Origin of the sequence: Thermanaerothrix solaris (assembly GCF_032334255.1) — a bacterium.
GTDB classification, from domain to species: Bacteria; Chloroflexota; Anaerolineae; order Anaerolineales; family Anaerolineaceae; genus Thermanaerothrix; species Thermanaerothrix solaris.
Genome location: NZ_JAUHMF010000002.1, coordinates 400,808 through 416,603, shown reverse-complemented (window position 1 = coordinate 416,603; position 15,796 = coordinate 400,808). Strand labels below are relative to the sequence as shown.

The window sequence follows — 15,796 nt, the reverse complement described above, 5'->3', positions numbered from 1 at the left end:
ACGTATGATCATCCTGAATTTCGCCCATCCCCTCACCGCCGAGCACCGCAGTCAAATCGAAGCCCTGACCGGCGAGACTATCGAGCAGGTTCTCAACCTGGCCGTGCATTTCGATAACGCCGCACCGTTCTTGCCGCAACTGGAAGCCCTCATGGCCCAGATCCCGCTGGATGCGGAAACCTGGCAAACCGCCTCGATCCTGGTCAATCCGCCTTCTCTCAATTTCATCACGGCTCTGCTGCTCGCCGAACTGCACGGGCGGATGGGGTACTTCCCGCCCATTATCCGCCTCCGCCCGCTCAACACCGTCCCGCCGCGCTACGAAGTGGCCGAAATCCTCAACCTCAATGCCGTGCGCGAGGCCGCGCGCGCCCGGCGCTACTCCTCACCCCAGGGCTAGGGGTGGGATTAGAAGACATCCAGCCAACCGGCCTGAATCAGGCGCTCATAAAAGCGCGGCAAACGCCCACTGCAACTCAAATACAACCGTGATCGCGCCCACGGATCACTGCCTCATGAGGGTTGGCACTGACGATGTTCACCCAATCCTTGACTTCCAACACCACGTAGCCATAATTGGTGAGCACCACAAAGTCAGGATGGCGAATATCGCGCTTCTTGCGCAGGGGTGGCTCCACATAAATCACAAATTCCTTGGGTAGGTGACTACGCAAATACCTGAGCGTTTCCTGCTCACCATAAGTCGCCTCGTTGCGCAGATAACCGATAACCTCTGCCATGCCGGCCCCCTTGGATGGTAAAAAGATCGGGATGTATTTAATTATAGCGCAACCCACACACAACCTTAAAACCAGGTATAATCAGAGCAAGGAAAAGTCTTTCCCCATCTACTTGGGGGCTTTCCTCGCGGCGATGAGGCTCGCCGCGCATCCTCAACCGCCCATTGGGCTGATAGCCTCTGTCGGTTATCCGGACAGGGGCTTTTGTGTTATAAGAGGTGTACATATGAATCGGATCCATTTTGCCCAGCGCAATTTCATTCACGCTAGCCTGCAATCGTTTGAAGAAACCCTGGCTCAGGCCGAGCACTGGCTGGCACACCGCACCGAAACGGGTGCGCTTTATCGGTATCACCTGTACCTGACGCCCGAGCGCGAGGCCGAGGTGCGCCAGATGCTCCGCACCGCTCGTGCTGAAATCGCCACCCTGAGCGCACGTCTGGGGTTATCCCCCCACGAGGAGAGCGTCAATCGCTTGTTAGCCGCGCGCTTCAGCCAGTGTTGGACGGAATTAGTAGATACCCATCCCCAACGGCTTAAGGGCTATGGCGAGGTTGATCCACACCTGGTTGAAACCTTTGGTGCGGCCTTTGAGCACCTGGCGACTCTGGCCCTGCAACTGAGCCGCCTCTTTGGCGCAGACAGCCCGGCGCCAACCATCTCCGGCGATGATGGACGTGCGACAAGAGACTCAGAGGGAGGCGCCCATGCTTGAGGGAATGATGTTAACCGCGGATGGCAAGGTGCAACTGACGATCGAGATAGATGCCGAGACGGCGGCTGAGATTGAAGCCACGTTGCGCGCTGAAGGCTGGCAGCCCGCCGAAGGATATCGTCTTCTGCTCGGTGCCGGTCTAGGCTTTGCCCAGGGGCAAGATCTACTACGCCAGGTTGAGGCAGGGCAACTCAGCGAACCAGAGGCAGTGCGTCAGTTGCTGGAACGCCTGACCCTGGTGGAGGGCAAACTCGCTAACGCGCGTTTTCGCCTCTTTGAAGTAGAAACCGAAAACAAGCATTGGCATCTCACCAGCGGCGCCATCCGCACCCAGAACGCCATCCTGAGCGAGTACGTAGAGAAACTGAAGGCCGAGAACGAAGCCTTGCGCCGAGACGTTGACGCACTGCGCACACAGATGGAAAACAGCAGAAAGTGAGGCTGCAATGGCGTTCGCCCTGACCCTGGTTCACCTGGAAGAAGCGCTACAAAAACCCGGTTGTCCCATCTGCCGTCTGGGAGACGAGGCTGCGCGCCGTTCTGTGGACGGCTTCCTATGGGAAAACGTCAACGACCCCGAATCGCGCCGACCACTGCAGGAGGCTTACGGCTTCTGCCCTGAACACACCCGCCTGTTGGTCGCCACCGAGATGGAGAGCAGCGGTGTACTGCTCGGCGTTAACTTGATCTACGAATCACTGGCGCGCCAGGCCCTGCGCGATCTGCAAAAAGGGGGCACCCTGCAATCACCCCGGAAAGGTATAGGGGACTGGCTGGCGCGCTTCTGGCGACGTTCCAGGCCTTCCACCCCTCAACCAGTGCGCCCGGCCTGCCCATTGTGCCGCGCGGTGGAAGAGGTGCAAGCCAATGCCCTGGTTACCCTCATGGAAGATCTAACCGTGCATGGCGAGCATGCGCAGGCGCTCTACCGCCAGGCGGATGGGCTGTGCCTGCCGCACCTGCGCCAGGCATTGGCGCAGCATGCCGAACGTTACCCCGCAGCGGCCCGCTTTTTACGCGCGGAAACCGTGCAGCGGTTAGAAAGCCTCTCAGCCCACATGCGGGAATACATCCGCAAGCAGAACTGGGCTTACCGCGAGGAAGCCCTGACCGAAGAGGAACGCGTGGCCTGGTTACGCGTTTTGGTCTTCTTCACCGGCTACACCCCCGAGCGGCTGGTGCGGCGCATCGAACCCTTCTAAGCCTTCCACCTGTGCCAGCAAGTCATGCGCTAAGCGGGCAATCAGGTCGGCGGGATGGTGGGTGGCCCGGCGGAGCAGAGCCACCCGGCGCGGATCAGGAATACGTGCAACCGCTTCTAACACCGCCCGCAGCAGGTAGTAGTCATACTGCTCATCTTGTAATTCATCCAGCAGAGCCTCAAAGGCCGGTAAAGCCTCCGCTGCGCCCAACTCCCCCAGCACCTGGGCGGCAATGACCCGCCGCTCGGGAATGGGGTGGTGCAGGGCATGGATCAGTTTCTGAGGATAGGACAAATTCTCAAACTCAGACAAGTCGTAACCGCAATGCGGGCAAAGCGTGGCCTTGCCCTCCAGTGTATGCCAGCAGTGGGGACAGTAATAGGTCAGCATAACCACTCAGGGTGTTTCTCCCTCGTTCAGACGATAACCATAACCACGCACAGTAAGGATGTAACGGGGGTTTTCCGGGTTGGGTTCGATCTTCTTGCGCAACAACCAGATATAACGTCGGATCAATGCCGTATCTTCGGTCCGGTGGCTACCCCAAACGATCCGTAACAAATCTTCTTCGGCGACGACACGCCCTTGGGCCTGCGCCAAAACCTCTAAGAGGCGAAATTCGGTGGGAGTGAGGGGAATAACCTGCCGCTGACGCCGCACCTCGCGACGATCAAAATCAATCTCCAAATCACCCAGGTGCAGAGAATGGGTCTTATCGTCCTGAGCGCGTCGGGCACGGTTAAGCACGGCTTGGATGCGCGCCTTGAGTTCGGCAAAACTAAACGGCTTGGTAATGTAGTCATCCACGCCCAGACGAAAACCGCGCAGTTTATCGGCTTCGGTATTTTTGGCCGTGAGTAAGATGATAGGCACGTCTGACATTTCGCGCAGGCGCGTTGTCACCTGCCATCCATCCATGCCGGGCATCATCACATCCAAGAGCACCAAATGAGGATGCTCACGATAAGCCAGACGCAACGCCTCCGCACCCCCAGTTGCGGTGAGGACAACATATCCCTCATCTTGCAGGTAATCGCGTAGGAAGCGCAATAGCGTGGAATCGTCATCCACGACCAGCAATTTAGGCTTCATGGTCACCCTCCGCCGCAAGCACCCCGGGTTCGGCCCCGAGAGATTCTATATCGGTCAAGGGTAGCCTGCAACTGAAACAAGCACCACCTTGAGGGCGATTTTCCGCCCACACCTGACCTCCCATGGCCTCGGCCAGGCGGCGCACGATGTAAAGCCCCAGACCATGCCCGTAAGTTTCCTGGGCATCGCTGGCGGCAACGCGATAAAAAGGTTGAAAGAGCAGTGGAAGCGCCTCTTCGGGTAAACCGGGACCCTCGTCCAGAACTTGCAATAACAGATGATTAGCCTGGACCTGAGCAGTAACGCGCACCTCCCCCTGAGGCGCGTACTTCAAGGCATTATCAATCAAGTGGAAAAGGATGCTGCTCAACGCTTGTTCATCGGCGAGCACTGGGGGGAGTGTAGAAGGAATATCCCAAACCAGGCGTGCCATTTGGGGATGATGGGCCCATTGTCGTTGCAGACGTTGCATAACGCCCGCTACCTCAAGCGGAGCCGGGTAAAGTGGAAGGCGTCCGGCCTCAAGCGCAGAGAGATCCAAAATAGTTTCAACAAAACGACTTAAGCGCTCGATTTCGGCTTGTACCAAAACCAAATGTTCCCGAGTAGTAGCCGGAAGGCGCGCCGCTTTGCTGAGCACTAATTCCAGCCCCCCTTTGATATTGGTCAAGGGCGCCCGCAATTCGTGGGAAACCAATGAGACAAAATCTGATTTGAGGCGATCCAACTCGCGCAAGGCGCGGTTTTGGGCTTCCAAGCGCGCATAAGCAGCGCTGAGGTCGGCTGTCTTTTCTGCCACCAGTCGTTCCAGATCGGCGTTGAGGCGCTCTAACTGAGCTCGATCGGCCTCAATTTGTTCTAACGCCGCCTGAAGGGCTGCTTGTTGCGCTTTTTGCTGGCTCAGATCATGCGCCGTGCCGGCCAGTGCCAGGCGCTCACGTTCAACCGGAACAATGCGGCGCAAGGAAAGAAAAACCGGGATACGCCGTCCATCCCGAGTGAGCAATTCGGTCTCCCCGGACCAGGCAATGTCACCCTCACTTTCGCCTTCAAGGGTCAGGTGGACCCAATCCGCCAGACGATCGGAAGGGGCAAACCATTCAAGCAAGGGCGTTCCCAACACAGGTTGGTCTTGGTCCACCCCAACCGCGCGGCAGAAAGCAGGGTTAACCAGACGCAATACCCCACGGCGGTCACAGATAAACGCTGGTTCAGCAATGCTATAAACCAAGCCGGCATACTGGCGAAATTCCGTCTCACCGATGATCAAGCCCTGGCGAGCGATCAATCCCAAGGTAAGCCATAGCGTTACCCATAAACCGAGTAAATCCACCCGCCCTTGCAATTGATACCGAATCAGCACCGTCCATCCCAGAATTAGGGTGAGAAGCAGAGGAAACAGGTTTTGAAGGCGAAGACCCGCATAACGCCAGCCGCGCTGCCAGCGGGTTGAGCCCGGTGACGTGGCAGCCGCAGGAACAGCCAATAATGCCCCTGTGCCTAACACCATCATCCCCAGGATGCTTCCGGTGTCAAGAGGGGTACCGACGACATAAGCGTCGCGCAACCAAAGCCCCCAATAGGCCTGATCACCAAGGGCAAGGATCAGCCAACCCAATCCCCATAACCCTAACGCGGCGGGAAAAGATTTGATATCCGCCAGCAGAAAGCGGTTGAGTGTTACTAAAACCGGTAACCAGGCCGTCTGCAGCCCTAACCATATGAGCAACCCCTCTCGAGCCATAGTGCCATTCAAAACCGGGCGGAACACCAGCAACCCGAGCAGGGTAAGCGAAGCCGTTGACGTAAGGATGGTATCCATCATCAGCCGCATGCGTGAGGCGGGAGTGCGAAGAGGGTGTCCGTATTGCCCCAAGCCCCATGCGGTTAACAGCGCTGCCAGTCCGTAAATCAGGCCGAGTATGGCAGGAAAAGAGGCCGACTCGGCGGGTAGGATGGTCATGAGCCATCGTAACCCATCCCCACCCGCGCGCACGGTGAAGCCCAACGCCAACCAGCGCCAGGCGCCGCATCCTTTGCCGGCGGCTTGCCAGGTCAGCCAGAGTACCATCCCGAGGGGAATCGCGAGGGTCAAATACCCCAGCCAAAGCCGCTCCCAGGTACTATCTCGCCCCCACAACACCCAAGCGAAATGCAGGCCTAACCCAAGGCCAACACCGCCGAGCCAATCGCGGAGTCCGAGCCAGGGTTGGGGAGAGGCAAGCCTCAACGCCCGAACCTCAAAAGATTGCATTTGTCCTAATTGTAGAACAAGGCGGAATGAGATGCAAATAGTTTCTTATTTATCGGACGTAGCCCGCGGCCAGATGCGGTAATTCAGACATGAGCCAGGACAGTCGAGAGCACAATAGCAGTAAATGAGGCTAAAGCATCCTTGATCATCCCCTGCCACTCGCGGTCTGGAAGCCACCCTTCCTGTCTGATCAAGGTGAGCAAACCCGAATAGCGCCGCCCTTTCCTGTCGGTCATGAACAGAACGGACACCCGGTAGGTGAATTGCGGGTAGGGTATTGTTCGGTTCATGGAGCGTCTCGCCATCCAAGTGATCTCGCAGGTTTTCCCCGATCACGAGGGCGATGGCATAAAGCCAACAGGCAGACCCGCGCACGGTGCTGGGGCGGTTGTTGGAGGAAACGCTGGATGGGTTTGTCATTGGCCTCGTTGCTGCCGCACAGGTGAGCGGCAATCTCGCTCAAACACAGCGAGCGCGCCACCAACCTGGCTGCTCCGATTCCAACCGCGTTTCGGACGATTCAACGATTGCCAAAGATGTGTTGCATGAAACCGAGAAGAGAGCTTTACTTGTGCATAGGAGTCTCCTCGCCGCTTGGTTTTAACCAACTGAGTTTTTCGGTTGCAAGGCTGTTTCAATCCTCCCGGCCCACCTTATGTCCGAAGAACAGCCACAACAGGGGTGTTTATTTCCAGCGTTTGAGTATCATGTTTATTCTGGTAAATGATGGATACCCAATCCATGGCAACGGACTGCTGGTCGGCGCAGCCAGACGTATGTTGCTCCGACCAGGCCCATCATCTCAGGCAGGTGCGCAATGGCAAGCCATTGTCTTACGGCCACCAGCGGCCCACATCCTGGATGGCGCGGAAGGTTTCAACGATAGCCTGCTCGCCGCCCAAGGCGTGGATGAGCGGGATCAGAGCAGGCAAATCGGAAAGCAGGTCGGTGCGGGTGCGGCTGGCCAGGATGGGCAGCGTTTCAGCCCAGAGGGGGTAGAGCCAGGAAAGTGGCTGGTCAGCCAGATGTTTGGCCAGTGCGTCTAGGGCAAGAGCGCGGTAGTATTTATTGCGGATTTCCCTGGCGGCGGCCAGGGCCTCACGCAGCAAGTCCGGCGGCAGGTGGAGGGCCATCCTGACCAAGGCTTCGGCGCGGTAGTATTCATTGATTTCCCTGGCGGCGGCCAGGGCGTCGTCCGGCGGCAGGTGGGGGGCCAGCCCGACCAGGGCTTCGGCGCGGTAGTATTCATTGCGGATTTCCCTGGCGGCGGCCAGGGCGTCGTCCGGCGGCAGGTAGGGGACCAGCCCGACCAGGGCTTCGGCACGGGCATCTTCATCCCTGATTTCCCTGGCGGCGGCCAGGGCCTCCCGCAGCGCCCGCTCCTGAAGGTCCGGCGGCAGGTGGGGGGCCAGCCCGGCCAGGGCACGGGCACGGGCATCTTCATCCCTGATTTCCCTGGCGGCGGCCAGGGCCTCCCGCAGCGCCCGCTCCTGAAGGTCCGGCGGCAGGTGGGGGGCCAGCCCGGCCAGGGCACGGGCACGGGCATCTTCATCCCTGATTTCCCTGGCGGCGGCCAGGGCCTCCCGCAGCAAGTCCGGCGGCAGGTGGGGGGCCAGCCCGACCAGGGCTTCGGCGCGGTAGCGTTCATTGTGGATTTCCATGGCGGCGGCCAGGGCCTCACGCAGCAAGTCCGGCGGCAACCGTTCCGCCAGCGCGCGCAGGACTAGGGCACGACGATACGCATCCCGGATTTCCCGCGCCGCCCCCAGGACTTCGGGCAGCAGATCCGGCGGCAACCGTTCCGCCAGCGCGCGCAGGACGCCGGCGCGTCCACCCTCATCCCGGATTTCCCGCGCCGCCGCCAGGGCTTCGGGCAGCAGATCCGGCGGCAACCGTTCCGCCAGCGCGCGCAGGACTAGGGCACGACGATCCTCATCCTGGAGTTCCCGCGCCGCCGCCAGGACTTCGGGCAGCAGATCCGGCGGCAGATGTGGCGACAGGGCGCGCAGGACTTCGGCGCGGGCATACGCATCCCGGATTTCCCGCGCCGCCGCCAGGGCTTCAGGCAGCAAGTCCGGCAACCGTTCCGCCAGCGCGCTCAGGACTAGGGCGCGTTCACCCTCATCCCGGATTTCCCGCGCCGCCGCCAGGGCTGCGGGCAGCAGGTCCGGCAACCGTTCCGCCAGCGCGCTCAGGACTGCGGCACGACGATCCTCATCCTGGAGTTCCCGCGCCGCCCCCAGGACTTCGGGCAGCAGGTCCGGCAACCGTTCCGCCAGGGCGCGCAGGACTAGGGCACGACGATACGCATCCCGGAGTTCCCGCGCTGCCGCCAAGGCTTCGGGCAGCAGATCCGGCAACCGTTCCGCCAAGGTGCTCAGGACTTCGGCGCGTTCACCCTCATCCTGGATTTCCCGCGCTGCCGCCAAGGCTTCAGGCAGCAGATCCGGCAACCGTTCCGCCAAGGTGCTCAGGACTTCGGCGCGTTCACCCTCATCCTGGAGTTCCCGCGCCGCCGCCAGGGCTTCGGGCAGCAGGTCCGGCGGCAACCGTTCCGCCAGCGCGCTCAGGACTAGGGCGCGTTCACCCTCATCCTGGAGTTCCCGCGCCGCCGCCAGGGCTTCGGGCAGCAGGTCCGGCGGCAACCGTTCCGCCAGCGCGCTCAGGACCAGGGCGCGCTGCCAATCACTCGGCATCTGACGGAGATAGGTCATCGCGCGCGACGCCGTCCAGACCCCATGTGCCACCAGCGCCGCCAGCAACTCCGGCGGGAGGTTCGCCGCCAGGCTGTGAACGCTGGCTTCCATCAGCGCGCAGCGGATTTCCAGCCCCAGGCGCGGGGCGGGCTCGCCGTGTGCGGTGGCATGGCGGTTTTCCTCTGCGGCAAACCGCCCCAGGGCGCGCAGGTCGCGCAGGAAAACGTGCGTTTGCCCGCGACCTTCCTGCACCACAAACCACAGATTGCGGCCCTCCCGTTCCAGGTTGAGCAGGCGCTGCAGGGCATCAAAATCACCCGCCTTTTCCAGGTGCAGTCCCAGGTAGCGCAGGGCATATGGGTTCTGCTCACTGGCCGGCACAGAAAGCCCGGGCAGGCCCGAATCCAGCCCACCCCAGGCTTGCAGGAAATGCGCAGCAATGCGCCGATGGGCGGCCTGCAGGTCGCACCACCAGGTCACGGCACGCTGGCGATCGGAGAGAAATTCGGCCAGCGACCAGTGATACCGCCAGTAGTGGCCGCTTTCTCTCAGGCCCGGGTCGAGCAACGGCCTGAGATGTTCCAGGCGCTGGTGAAGCGGCCGCGGTTCGCACACCAGCAGTTCGGCCAACTCTTCCAACGTGAGCGGTTCCTGAAGAGCCAGCAAAGTCTCGACCAGGTCTGCGCCGCCGTTCTCCCAGAAGTTTCGCCCGATGTGGGTGGTGAACAGGTAGGCATAAAACTCATCCAGGCTGGACACGGCGGGCAGATGTTCGAAATCCTGTATTTTGCCCTCCGCAATCAGCGGCAGCACGGTAGAAAGAATCAGGAAATTCCATTCGTAATGGCGGCCCAGGCGCTCGGCGAAGGTCTGGGCATCCCACTCTCTCCCCTGGGACTGAACGGCCTGTCGTAAACGTGGCTGCTTTGCCCAGGCATCCTTGAGGTAGGCCATCACGTCGGCCTGGTTTTCGGAGCTATCAGCCTGCAATACTTTGGGCGAAACCGGGCGCAGGGTTTCACGGATTTCGCTTTTATCGCGTGCCAGCAGGATGAAGCGCACCTGAGGGGGAAAATCAGCCGCTCCGGCCAGAAGTTCCACGATGTTCGGGTGGTTTTGATAAGCCTGCCAGGCTTCGTCCAGCGCATCCACGAGCAGGGTCAAGGGGGGCAACTTCCCCTGCTCTGCCAGCAGTCGCAACGGTTGACGCAGGCCCACATCGAAGGCGCGTTCGGGCGGTATATCGCTGAGTCGCTCAATAATTTTGACCGCGGTGACATCGGCGCCGGGTTCAATATTTTCTGTTTCGATGTAGCCATGTGCCTCGATGGGTCGCCGACTCTGACGCCAGCGACGTTCCTCAACTTCTTGAAAGGCCGCGGTAAAGCCGGGCACCGTAGTGCGCAACTGCTCATGCAGGGATTCGACGAAAACGATTGGCTCCACTGTCCCGCCGCGGTTGGCTATGCAGAAGTGCACAGCGGTCGGCAGGTGGTGATTCAGCCAGAGATGGGCGGCGAAGGCGCTCTTGCCAATCCCCGGCTCACCGGTGATGAGCAGGAAGCGGGGAGCATCCGGCTGATTCTGCCACTCGCGCACCTCTTCAACCAGCCATTCGCGGCCGGTGAAGTCTTTCAAGCGGCCGCGGGCGTAGTCTTCAAAATCTCGTAGCAGCGAAGAAACCCCTGGCATACTGGCTCAGTCCTCTGAGATTTCTACCCCCGTCACCCCGCCGGAAACATCCCTGGCTTTGACGTTGCTATCGATACGATCAGGGCTTTCCCCTTTGACTTTGACGCCAGTGACTTTTCCGCCACGGTGGACATCTCGGACTTCCACATTGCTGGAAACGCTGGTTCCAAGCAGGCGCGCCGCTTCTGCGGCCAGATCGGGGTTTTCTTTCAGGATTTCTTCCAGGTAGAGTTCCAGCATATCGCGCACGCGCGGGTCATCGGGACTGGCGGCGGCACGTTGCAAGGCGTCCACCGCGGCGGGTTTGTCGCCTGCCTTCTGCCGGATTTTCTCCACCAGTTTCTTCATACCATCCCATGAATCGGCAGAGAGTTTCTTCCCCAATTCCCCCGCAGCAGCCTTGGCGAGTTCGATGCCACCCTTAATGAGATAGGGCATGACTGGCGCAAGAAAGGCGGCGAGATCAGATGGGTCCATAAAATTCTCCTTTCATTCAGGCAAGTGAGGATTATTATTGCAGGTCAAAGGTATTGTGAAGGGCCTTTTTTCCAGATAGCCAACCGGTGATCATGAATGCAATCTCGGCTTGCGAATTGCTGGTGTTTAAGAAATTATATTTATAAGGAGTAGTAACCACCAAATCTTAGGCGTCTGAAATTCAGACACGATTTAGGACAGTCGAGAGCACAACAGCAGTAAATGAGGCTAAAGCATCCTTTTTCGGCGGCTTGGTCGGCTGTTATGGGGTCAGCGAAGCGTTGCTGATGGTTACCAACCAATTTGATCGGTTTGGAGGCTTCTTCTTATTTGGGTGTCCTAACTCATGTCCGAAGATCAGTAGATGGCGTTGCTCAGCCTGCGCCTTTGGGGTAAAGTTAAGTGATTCCATACCTGGGAGGGCCAATGTCCGCCGTTCTCTTTGCCTGCGGCACCGAATATCATGTGCTGATGGCGTTCATCCTCGCCACCACCACCTATGCCGAAAGCCCCAAAATTCTCTTGCTCTATGCGACAAACCGCACCCTGCCCTACCTGGAGCGGGCACGTGCTCTGGGCATTTGGGATGACGTGGTCCTGATTGAACCCGATGCACCACTTTCAGCCTATGAACCCCTCTTTACCGATTTGCTGCAGCGCGCCGTTGCATTGCATACCTTCACCTGGGGTTTTCCTCATTTCAACGCGCTGATGGCGCGGAGCCATGCGGCGGGTGTGCCGGTCATCCTGACCGACGAGGGATTACTTACGTATAGCCCGCAGCGTCGCTTTGCCGACTGGCTGGCCCAGAAGCACGATGGGACTGTGTTGGCCCAGGGCTTCACCTTCGAGGCGATCCGTGAAATCTGGCTGCTCATGCCTGCATTGTTCGCCGAAACGCCGTGGTGCCCTCTGCGCGCGATAAATTTAGCCGATTTTTTATCCATCTGCCGTGCCGATCCGACCCTGCGTACGCGCTTTGACTACCTGTTTGATTTAGAAAATATTGAACCGTTTCAGGCTGAGGCGCTATATTTTCGGCAGTATTTTCCTCTCCTCGAGGTGCTACCGCCAGAAATAGATGCCTGGCTCGATGATAGGGTAACCGCGCTCTTCAGTCCGGTGCGCCTGGCAATCAAAAATCATCCGGCCTGGGTCAACCCCCGCGTCACGCGGGCGGGCAACAACTTTCCTGCCGCCGACCGTCCCTGGGAAGCCCTCCTCTTATGGGCCCAGATGCAACGTCCCGGAGGCATCTCTTTGCCACGCGTTTATCTCAGCCTCACCTCCTCGGCCATGCTGAAGACGGCTTTGCTGGGCGTGACGGGCACTTTTCTCTTTTTGCACCGCCTGATGGCGCGCTATAGCGGCTGGCAAGATGCCACTATAGACGACTTGGTCGAGCGACTAGCGGCAAATTTTCCCCAGGCTCATTTCGTGGCGCCTGCTAATTGGGAAGACCTTCGGGTCGCCTTAACCGAATTGGGCCATCGTGAAGGCTGGCAACTTAACCTCGATGCCTTACCCACGGCGAGGGATGAAATTGCCCTGCTGCGAGACGTCAGCCTCACCTATTGGCGGCAGAGCCGTGAACAGGCCCGGCGCCTGCACAATCTGGAGCCTGAGGTCAACGCCTTGCGCGCCCAGGTGGCTCAAAAGGAGGCTCTTCTGCGCGAAGTCGTTCGTCTCATGACGCTGACCGCCGATATTCTCAAGAAAGACCTGGGTGAAGGATGAGTCACCACCCGCTGGCGCTGAAGACGGTCTCGAGCAGAGCACGGCGCTCCTCGGCGGTCATCGGACGCGAGCGCGCAAAATCCTCAAAACGGAGGGTGAGTAGTTCGGTACTGAGGTAACGGCCCGCATAAAAGACGTGGCGGTCAATGAAGGCCTGATCGAACGGCGCCCCCAGGCTCCACTGATCAAAGAGGAGGTTACCCAGGCCATAATGGAGGAACGCCCCGGCGTGAAATTCCATGGCCTGGGGGAGGTGCCCCTGACTGCCCGAGACAATCACCGCACCGGCCCGAGCCACGCGCTCAAAATCGCGCACCGCCAGGGGATTGGCGGCAAAGGTCTCGTATTCAATATGCGAGAACGTGACAATGGGCAAATAACCCCCGGCACGCAGATCGGCGATGGCCGCCGTCAGGCGGTCAAAATCGCATAAGGCGGCGCCCGGCTGAGTGGCCGAGGCCTGGGCATAACCCGGTCCCTTAGCGTTACAGCCGATAAAGGCAATGCGGTTGCCGTTATGTTCAAATACGGCCGGACGATAGCCTTCATCTAGGGTTGCCCCACCCCCGTAGGTCTGCCACCCCCGCTGATGATACCGGTCTAAGGTGTAGAGCACGTCTTCGGGGTGCGCATCAATGAAGTGATCGCCGGTCATCTCGACGACGTCGGTGCCCAGCGCTTCCAGCACGGCCAGGTAACGGCTATCGCTGCAGGGGAAGACGATCACCCCCTGGGCGTTAAGGCCATCGTTGACATGGGGGCAGTTCTCACGGAAAGCCACCTCGTTATTGATGTGGGTAATGTCGGCCTCGCGCAACCACGGTGCAATCTCTTGAATGGCGTAATCTATGCCGCGCACGTCCAGCGTCCAGGCGGTCGCGCGCACGATAGCGGTTACCCCGGTCACTGCTACTACGGTCAATTTGGCAGGGTCACGGTTACCGGTCGGGAGAAACGCGGTCACCCCGGCCGCCTGCGCCGCCGACTGAAACGCCGCTAACGCCGCCGCGTCACCCTGGAGGGCAAAGGGCAGTGCCAGCGGGTAGCGCGCCGGGTTAAAATCCTTATGGAGGGGCGATTGACCCTCCACAGCAACGACCTTGAGCCGTGGCTCCAGGCGCTCAAAAGGTACAATGCCCCGCGCCTCCGGGTGCGCCCACAGAGTTTCAACCAACTCATCGGCGGCTACGGTTTGCACAACGCCGGGCGCCGGCGCTCCCCACGCCGCACTCAAGGCCGCCAGGGTCGCTTCATCCATCCACAAGGACATCGGCTGTGCCCCCTGCCAGACCTGGCGCAACCATTCTGCGCTCACCTCGTCCTCCAGGGTAGGAAAGCGCCCGACCAGCGCATAGACCCAATAACCCTGGGCATCCTGGGGAGCGCTCAGGGCCAAACGCAGGGTCGCCGTCTCGGCGGTGGGGGCGAAATCCCAGCCTGGCGGCAGCCTGACCTGAGAACGCAAGTCGGGCGGCAAGGCCGGATCGAGCCAGAGCGTCGGGGCCGGGTGTGAGGTCGCCGTGGGAACGGGAGAGGTCGTCGGCCGTGGCTGGAACGGGGTCACGGTGGGGGGAGGGTTTTGAGGTAATCCGGCCAGGGCAGCCCCAGCCGGGTTCTGGCATGCCACCAGCAGGGCCAGGCTGAGGAGCCCAAACGCAAACCCTCGATATACCATGCGCCGTGAAGGAAAGAACTTCCGTCTGAACTGCATTGTTCCTCGCCGCAATGACCGCCCCGATTATACCCCCGTTGGGACGATGATGAGGGATGCTTTTCGTTCTCCGACCTCACTTTTTTCGAATGAACGGATAAAATAGGCCTAAATTCTTTTGGTGAGGACACCATGTTTTATTCCATTCCACCCGCCATGCAGGCCCGCATGCAGGAATTGGAAGCGCGCGATGCCCGCGAACGCGCTTTGGGCCTGCCCACTGCTCAGCGCTTACGACAAGTAGCCCCGGATACCGGGCGCTTCCTGGCACTGATGGCCGCTGCCGCTCCGGCGGGCACTTACGTCGAGATCGGCACCAGCGGTGGCTACTCCACCCTGTGGATCGCCCTGGGCGCGCGTTCCCAGGGGCGAAAGGTGGTCACGTTTGAGATTGATCCCCAAAAAGTCCACCTGGCGCGGGAGACCTTTCACCTTGCTCAGGTAGAAGACGTGGTCACAGTGATCGAAGGGGATGCCTTGGCGCATCTACCGGCGTTGGCGCAGATTGCCTTCTGTTTTTTGGACGCTGAGAAAGACCTCTACGCGCCGTGCTACGACTTGGTGGTACCGCGCTTGTGCCCGGGCGGTTGGCTGATTGCCGATAACGTGATCAGCCACCGCGAGGTCTTGCAATCCTTGGTGGATCGCGCCTTGGCCGACCCGCGGGTAGATGCCCTGGTGCTGCCGTTGGATCGCGGGCTACTGCTGTGCCGCAAGGGGTGAGCGAACGTTTTCATGGCGGGGGATACGGCCTCAAAGTAGGCGTAGGTGGCGTCGAGGGTAAAGGCGTCGCCGGAGGCGGGTAGGCCGGAGCGGTCGCGGTAGGCGGACGCGGCGTGGGGCTCGGCGGCAGTGGGGTTGAAGTAGGTAGTGGCGTCGCTGTTGGCGGTGGCGGTTGGGGGGTACGTGTCGGGCGTGGGTCCGCAGTCGGGCTAACCTCTGCGGTAGGGCTGAAGGTGGAGGTCGGGAGCGCCATCGTCTGGGTCACCGTGGGCGTCGAGGTCAGAGTAAGCGTTACCGGCATCGTTGTTATCCCCGGCCAAGACGATGCCGTCGGCGTGGCCGGCAAAACCAACGGACGGTTGGCCGTAGCGGTCGGGATAGGGGTCTCCAGTTGGCGCAGTACGGCCTCGGCTTGGGCCTGAGGCTGGCGTTCCTGAAGGGCCTGGCGAATCAGGTCGAGGGAGACCGCCGGGATGGCCGCCAGGTGGGGCTCGGCGTGGTAATCTGCCTGCCGAACCGGGGCGAGGGCCAGAGGAATCAGGTGCACCTGTGGCTCAAACCGCCAGGGCGGGATGAACCACAGCGCGGCCAGGCCCAACGCCATCAGCACCGCAAGCAGGGCGAACCAGAATCTTTCCCGCGACCACGATCGGCGACGCAACCTTGGCATCGGTCCTCCAATCCTTCCCGGCTGATTGGAGTATAGACGGTTTTTCTCACGGCTGAGTTTACACCTGGCTTTCAGTTTTCGCTTTGC

The 15,796-nt window shown here is 60.3% G+C and carries 15 protein-coding genes and 1 riboswitch; of the genes, 6 read left to right on the top strand and 9 right to left on the bottom strand.

Annotated elements, in window-relative coordinates:
- Positions 1–4: 4 nt before the first annotated feature.
- The gene (csx15, locus tag QYE77_RS10050; RefSeq protein WP_315625274.1) at positions 5–400 is read left to right on the top strand and encodes a CRISPR-associated protein Csx15; all 396 of its coding nucleotides are present in this window, start codon (positions 5–7) and stop codon (positions 398–400) included.
- Between the two features lie 76 nt (positions 401–476).
- On the opposite strand, the gene QYE77_RS10045 is transcribed toward csx15, so the two are convergent.
- Positions 477–740: a nuclease-related domain-containing protein gene (locus QYE77_RS10045; RefSeq protein ID WP_315625273.1), complete on the bottom strand. Its 264-nt coding sequence runs from the start codon at positions 738–740 to the stop codon at positions 477–479.
- Positions 741–860: 120 nt separating this feature from the next.
- A riboswitch (Fluoride riboswitch) is annotated at positions 861–929 on the top strand.
- A gap of 37 nt (positions 930–966) precedes the next feature.
- On the opposite strand from QYE77_RS10045, the gene QYE77_RS10040 reads away from it, so the two are divergent.
- The 3 genes from QYE77_RS10040 to QYE77_RS10030 are packed head-to-tail and all read left to right on the top strand — an operon-like array spanning position 967 to position 2,657.
- Positions 967–1,455: a hypothetical protein gene (locus QYE77_RS10040; RefSeq protein ID WP_315625272.1), complete on the top strand. Its 489-nt coding sequence runs from the start codon at positions 967–969 to the stop codon at positions 1,453–1,455.
- Positions 1,448–1,894, top strand: coding sequence for a hypothetical protein (locus QYE77_RS10035; protein WP_315625271.1), 447 nt, complete (start codon positions 1,448–1,450; stop codon positions 1,892–1,894). Before QYE77_RS10040 ends, QYE77_RS10035 begins: the two co-directional genes overlap by 8 nt.
- 7 nt (positions 1,895–1,901) lie before the next feature.
- On the top strand, positions 1,902–2,657 hold the full coding sequence (locus QYE77_RS10030) for a DUF6062 family protein (RefSeq protein ID WP_315625270.1): 756 nt from the start codon (positions 1,902–1,904) through the stop codon (positions 2,655–2,657).
- On the opposite strand, the gene QYE77_RS10025 is transcribed toward QYE77_RS10030, so the two are convergent.
- From QYE77_RS10025 to QYE77_RS10000, 6 genes are all read right to left on the bottom strand, one after another.
- Entirely contained in the window at positions 2,589–3,047 is a 459-nt protein-coding gene (locus QYE77_RS10025) for a HEAT repeat domain-containing protein (RefSeq protein ID WP_315625269.1), read from the bottom strand. The two genes, QYE77_RS10030 and QYE77_RS10025, sit on opposite strands and share 69 nt — an antisense overlap.
- Before the next feature lie 6 nt (positions 3,048–3,053).
- Positions 3,054–3,749, bottom strand: coding sequence for a response regulator transcription factor (locus QYE77_RS10020; RefSeq protein WP_315625268.1), 696 nt, complete (start codon positions 3,747–3,749; stop codon positions 3,054–3,056).
- Entirely contained in the window at positions 3,739–6,003 is a 2,265-nt protein-coding gene (locus QYE77_RS10015; RefSeq protein ID WP_315625267.1) for a sensor histidine kinase, read from the bottom strand. The genes QYE77_RS10020 and QYE77_RS10015 overlap by 11 nt, the downstream gene beginning before the upstream one ends.
- 83 nt (positions 6,004–6,086) lie before the next feature.
- The gene (locus QYE77_RS10010; RefSeq protein WP_315625266.1) at positions 6,087–6,293 is read right to left on the bottom strand and encodes a hypothetical protein; all 207 of its coding nucleotides are present in this window, start codon (positions 6,291–6,293) and stop codon (positions 6,087–6,089) included.
- Between the two features lie 543 nt (positions 6,294–6,836).
- The gene (locus QYE77_RS10005) at positions 6,837–10,391 is read right to left on the bottom strand and encodes a P-loop domain-containing protein (protein WP_315625265.1); all 3,555 of its coding nucleotides are present in this window, start codon (positions 10,389–10,391) and stop codon (positions 6,837–6,839) included.
- Positions 10,392–10,397: 6 nt separating this feature from the next.
- Complete coding sequence (locus QYE77_RS10000; RefSeq protein ID WP_315625264.1) at positions 10,398–10,868, bottom strand: hypothetical protein; 471 nt, start codon at positions 10,866–10,868, stop codon at positions 10,398–10,400.
- 426 nt (positions 10,869–11,294) lie between these two features.
- Between QYE77_RS10000 and QYE77_RS09995 the strand changes: the two genes are divergently transcribed.
- Positions 11,295–12,605 carry a hypothetical protein gene (locus QYE77_RS09995; protein WP_315625263.1) on the top strand — a complete coding sequence of 437 codons (1,311 nt, stop codon included), beginning with the start codon at positions 11,295–11,297 and terminating at the stop codon, positions 12,603–12,605.
- A 1-nt stretch (position 12,606) separates the two neighbouring features.
- Here the strand turns inward: QYE77_RS09995 and QYE77_RS09990 are convergent, their stop codons facing one another.
- On the bottom strand, positions 12,607–14,316 hold the full coding sequence (locus tag QYE77_RS09990; protein WP_315625262.1) for a CapA family protein: 1,710 nt from the start codon (positions 14,314–14,316) through the stop codon (positions 12,607–12,609).
- A 132-nt stretch (positions 14,317–14,448) separates the two neighbouring features.
- Here QYE77_RS09990 and QYE77_RS09985 point away from each other — a divergent pair, with 132 nt between their 5' ends.
- On the top strand, positions 14,449–15,039 hold the full coding sequence (locus QYE77_RS09985; protein ID WP_315625261.1) for an O-methyltransferase: 591 nt from the start codon (positions 14,449–14,451) through the stop codon (positions 15,037–15,039).
- Positions 15,040–15,049: 10 nt separating this feature from the next.
- Here the strand turns inward: QYE77_RS09985 and QYE77_RS09980 are convergent, their stop codons facing one another.
- Positions 15,050–15,709 carry a hypothetical protein gene (locus QYE77_RS09980; protein WP_315625260.1) on the bottom strand — a complete coding sequence of 220 codons (660 nt, stop codon included), beginning with the start codon at positions 15,707–15,709 and terminating at the stop codon, positions 15,050–15,052.
- Positions 15,710–15,796 lie beyond the last annotated feature (87 nt).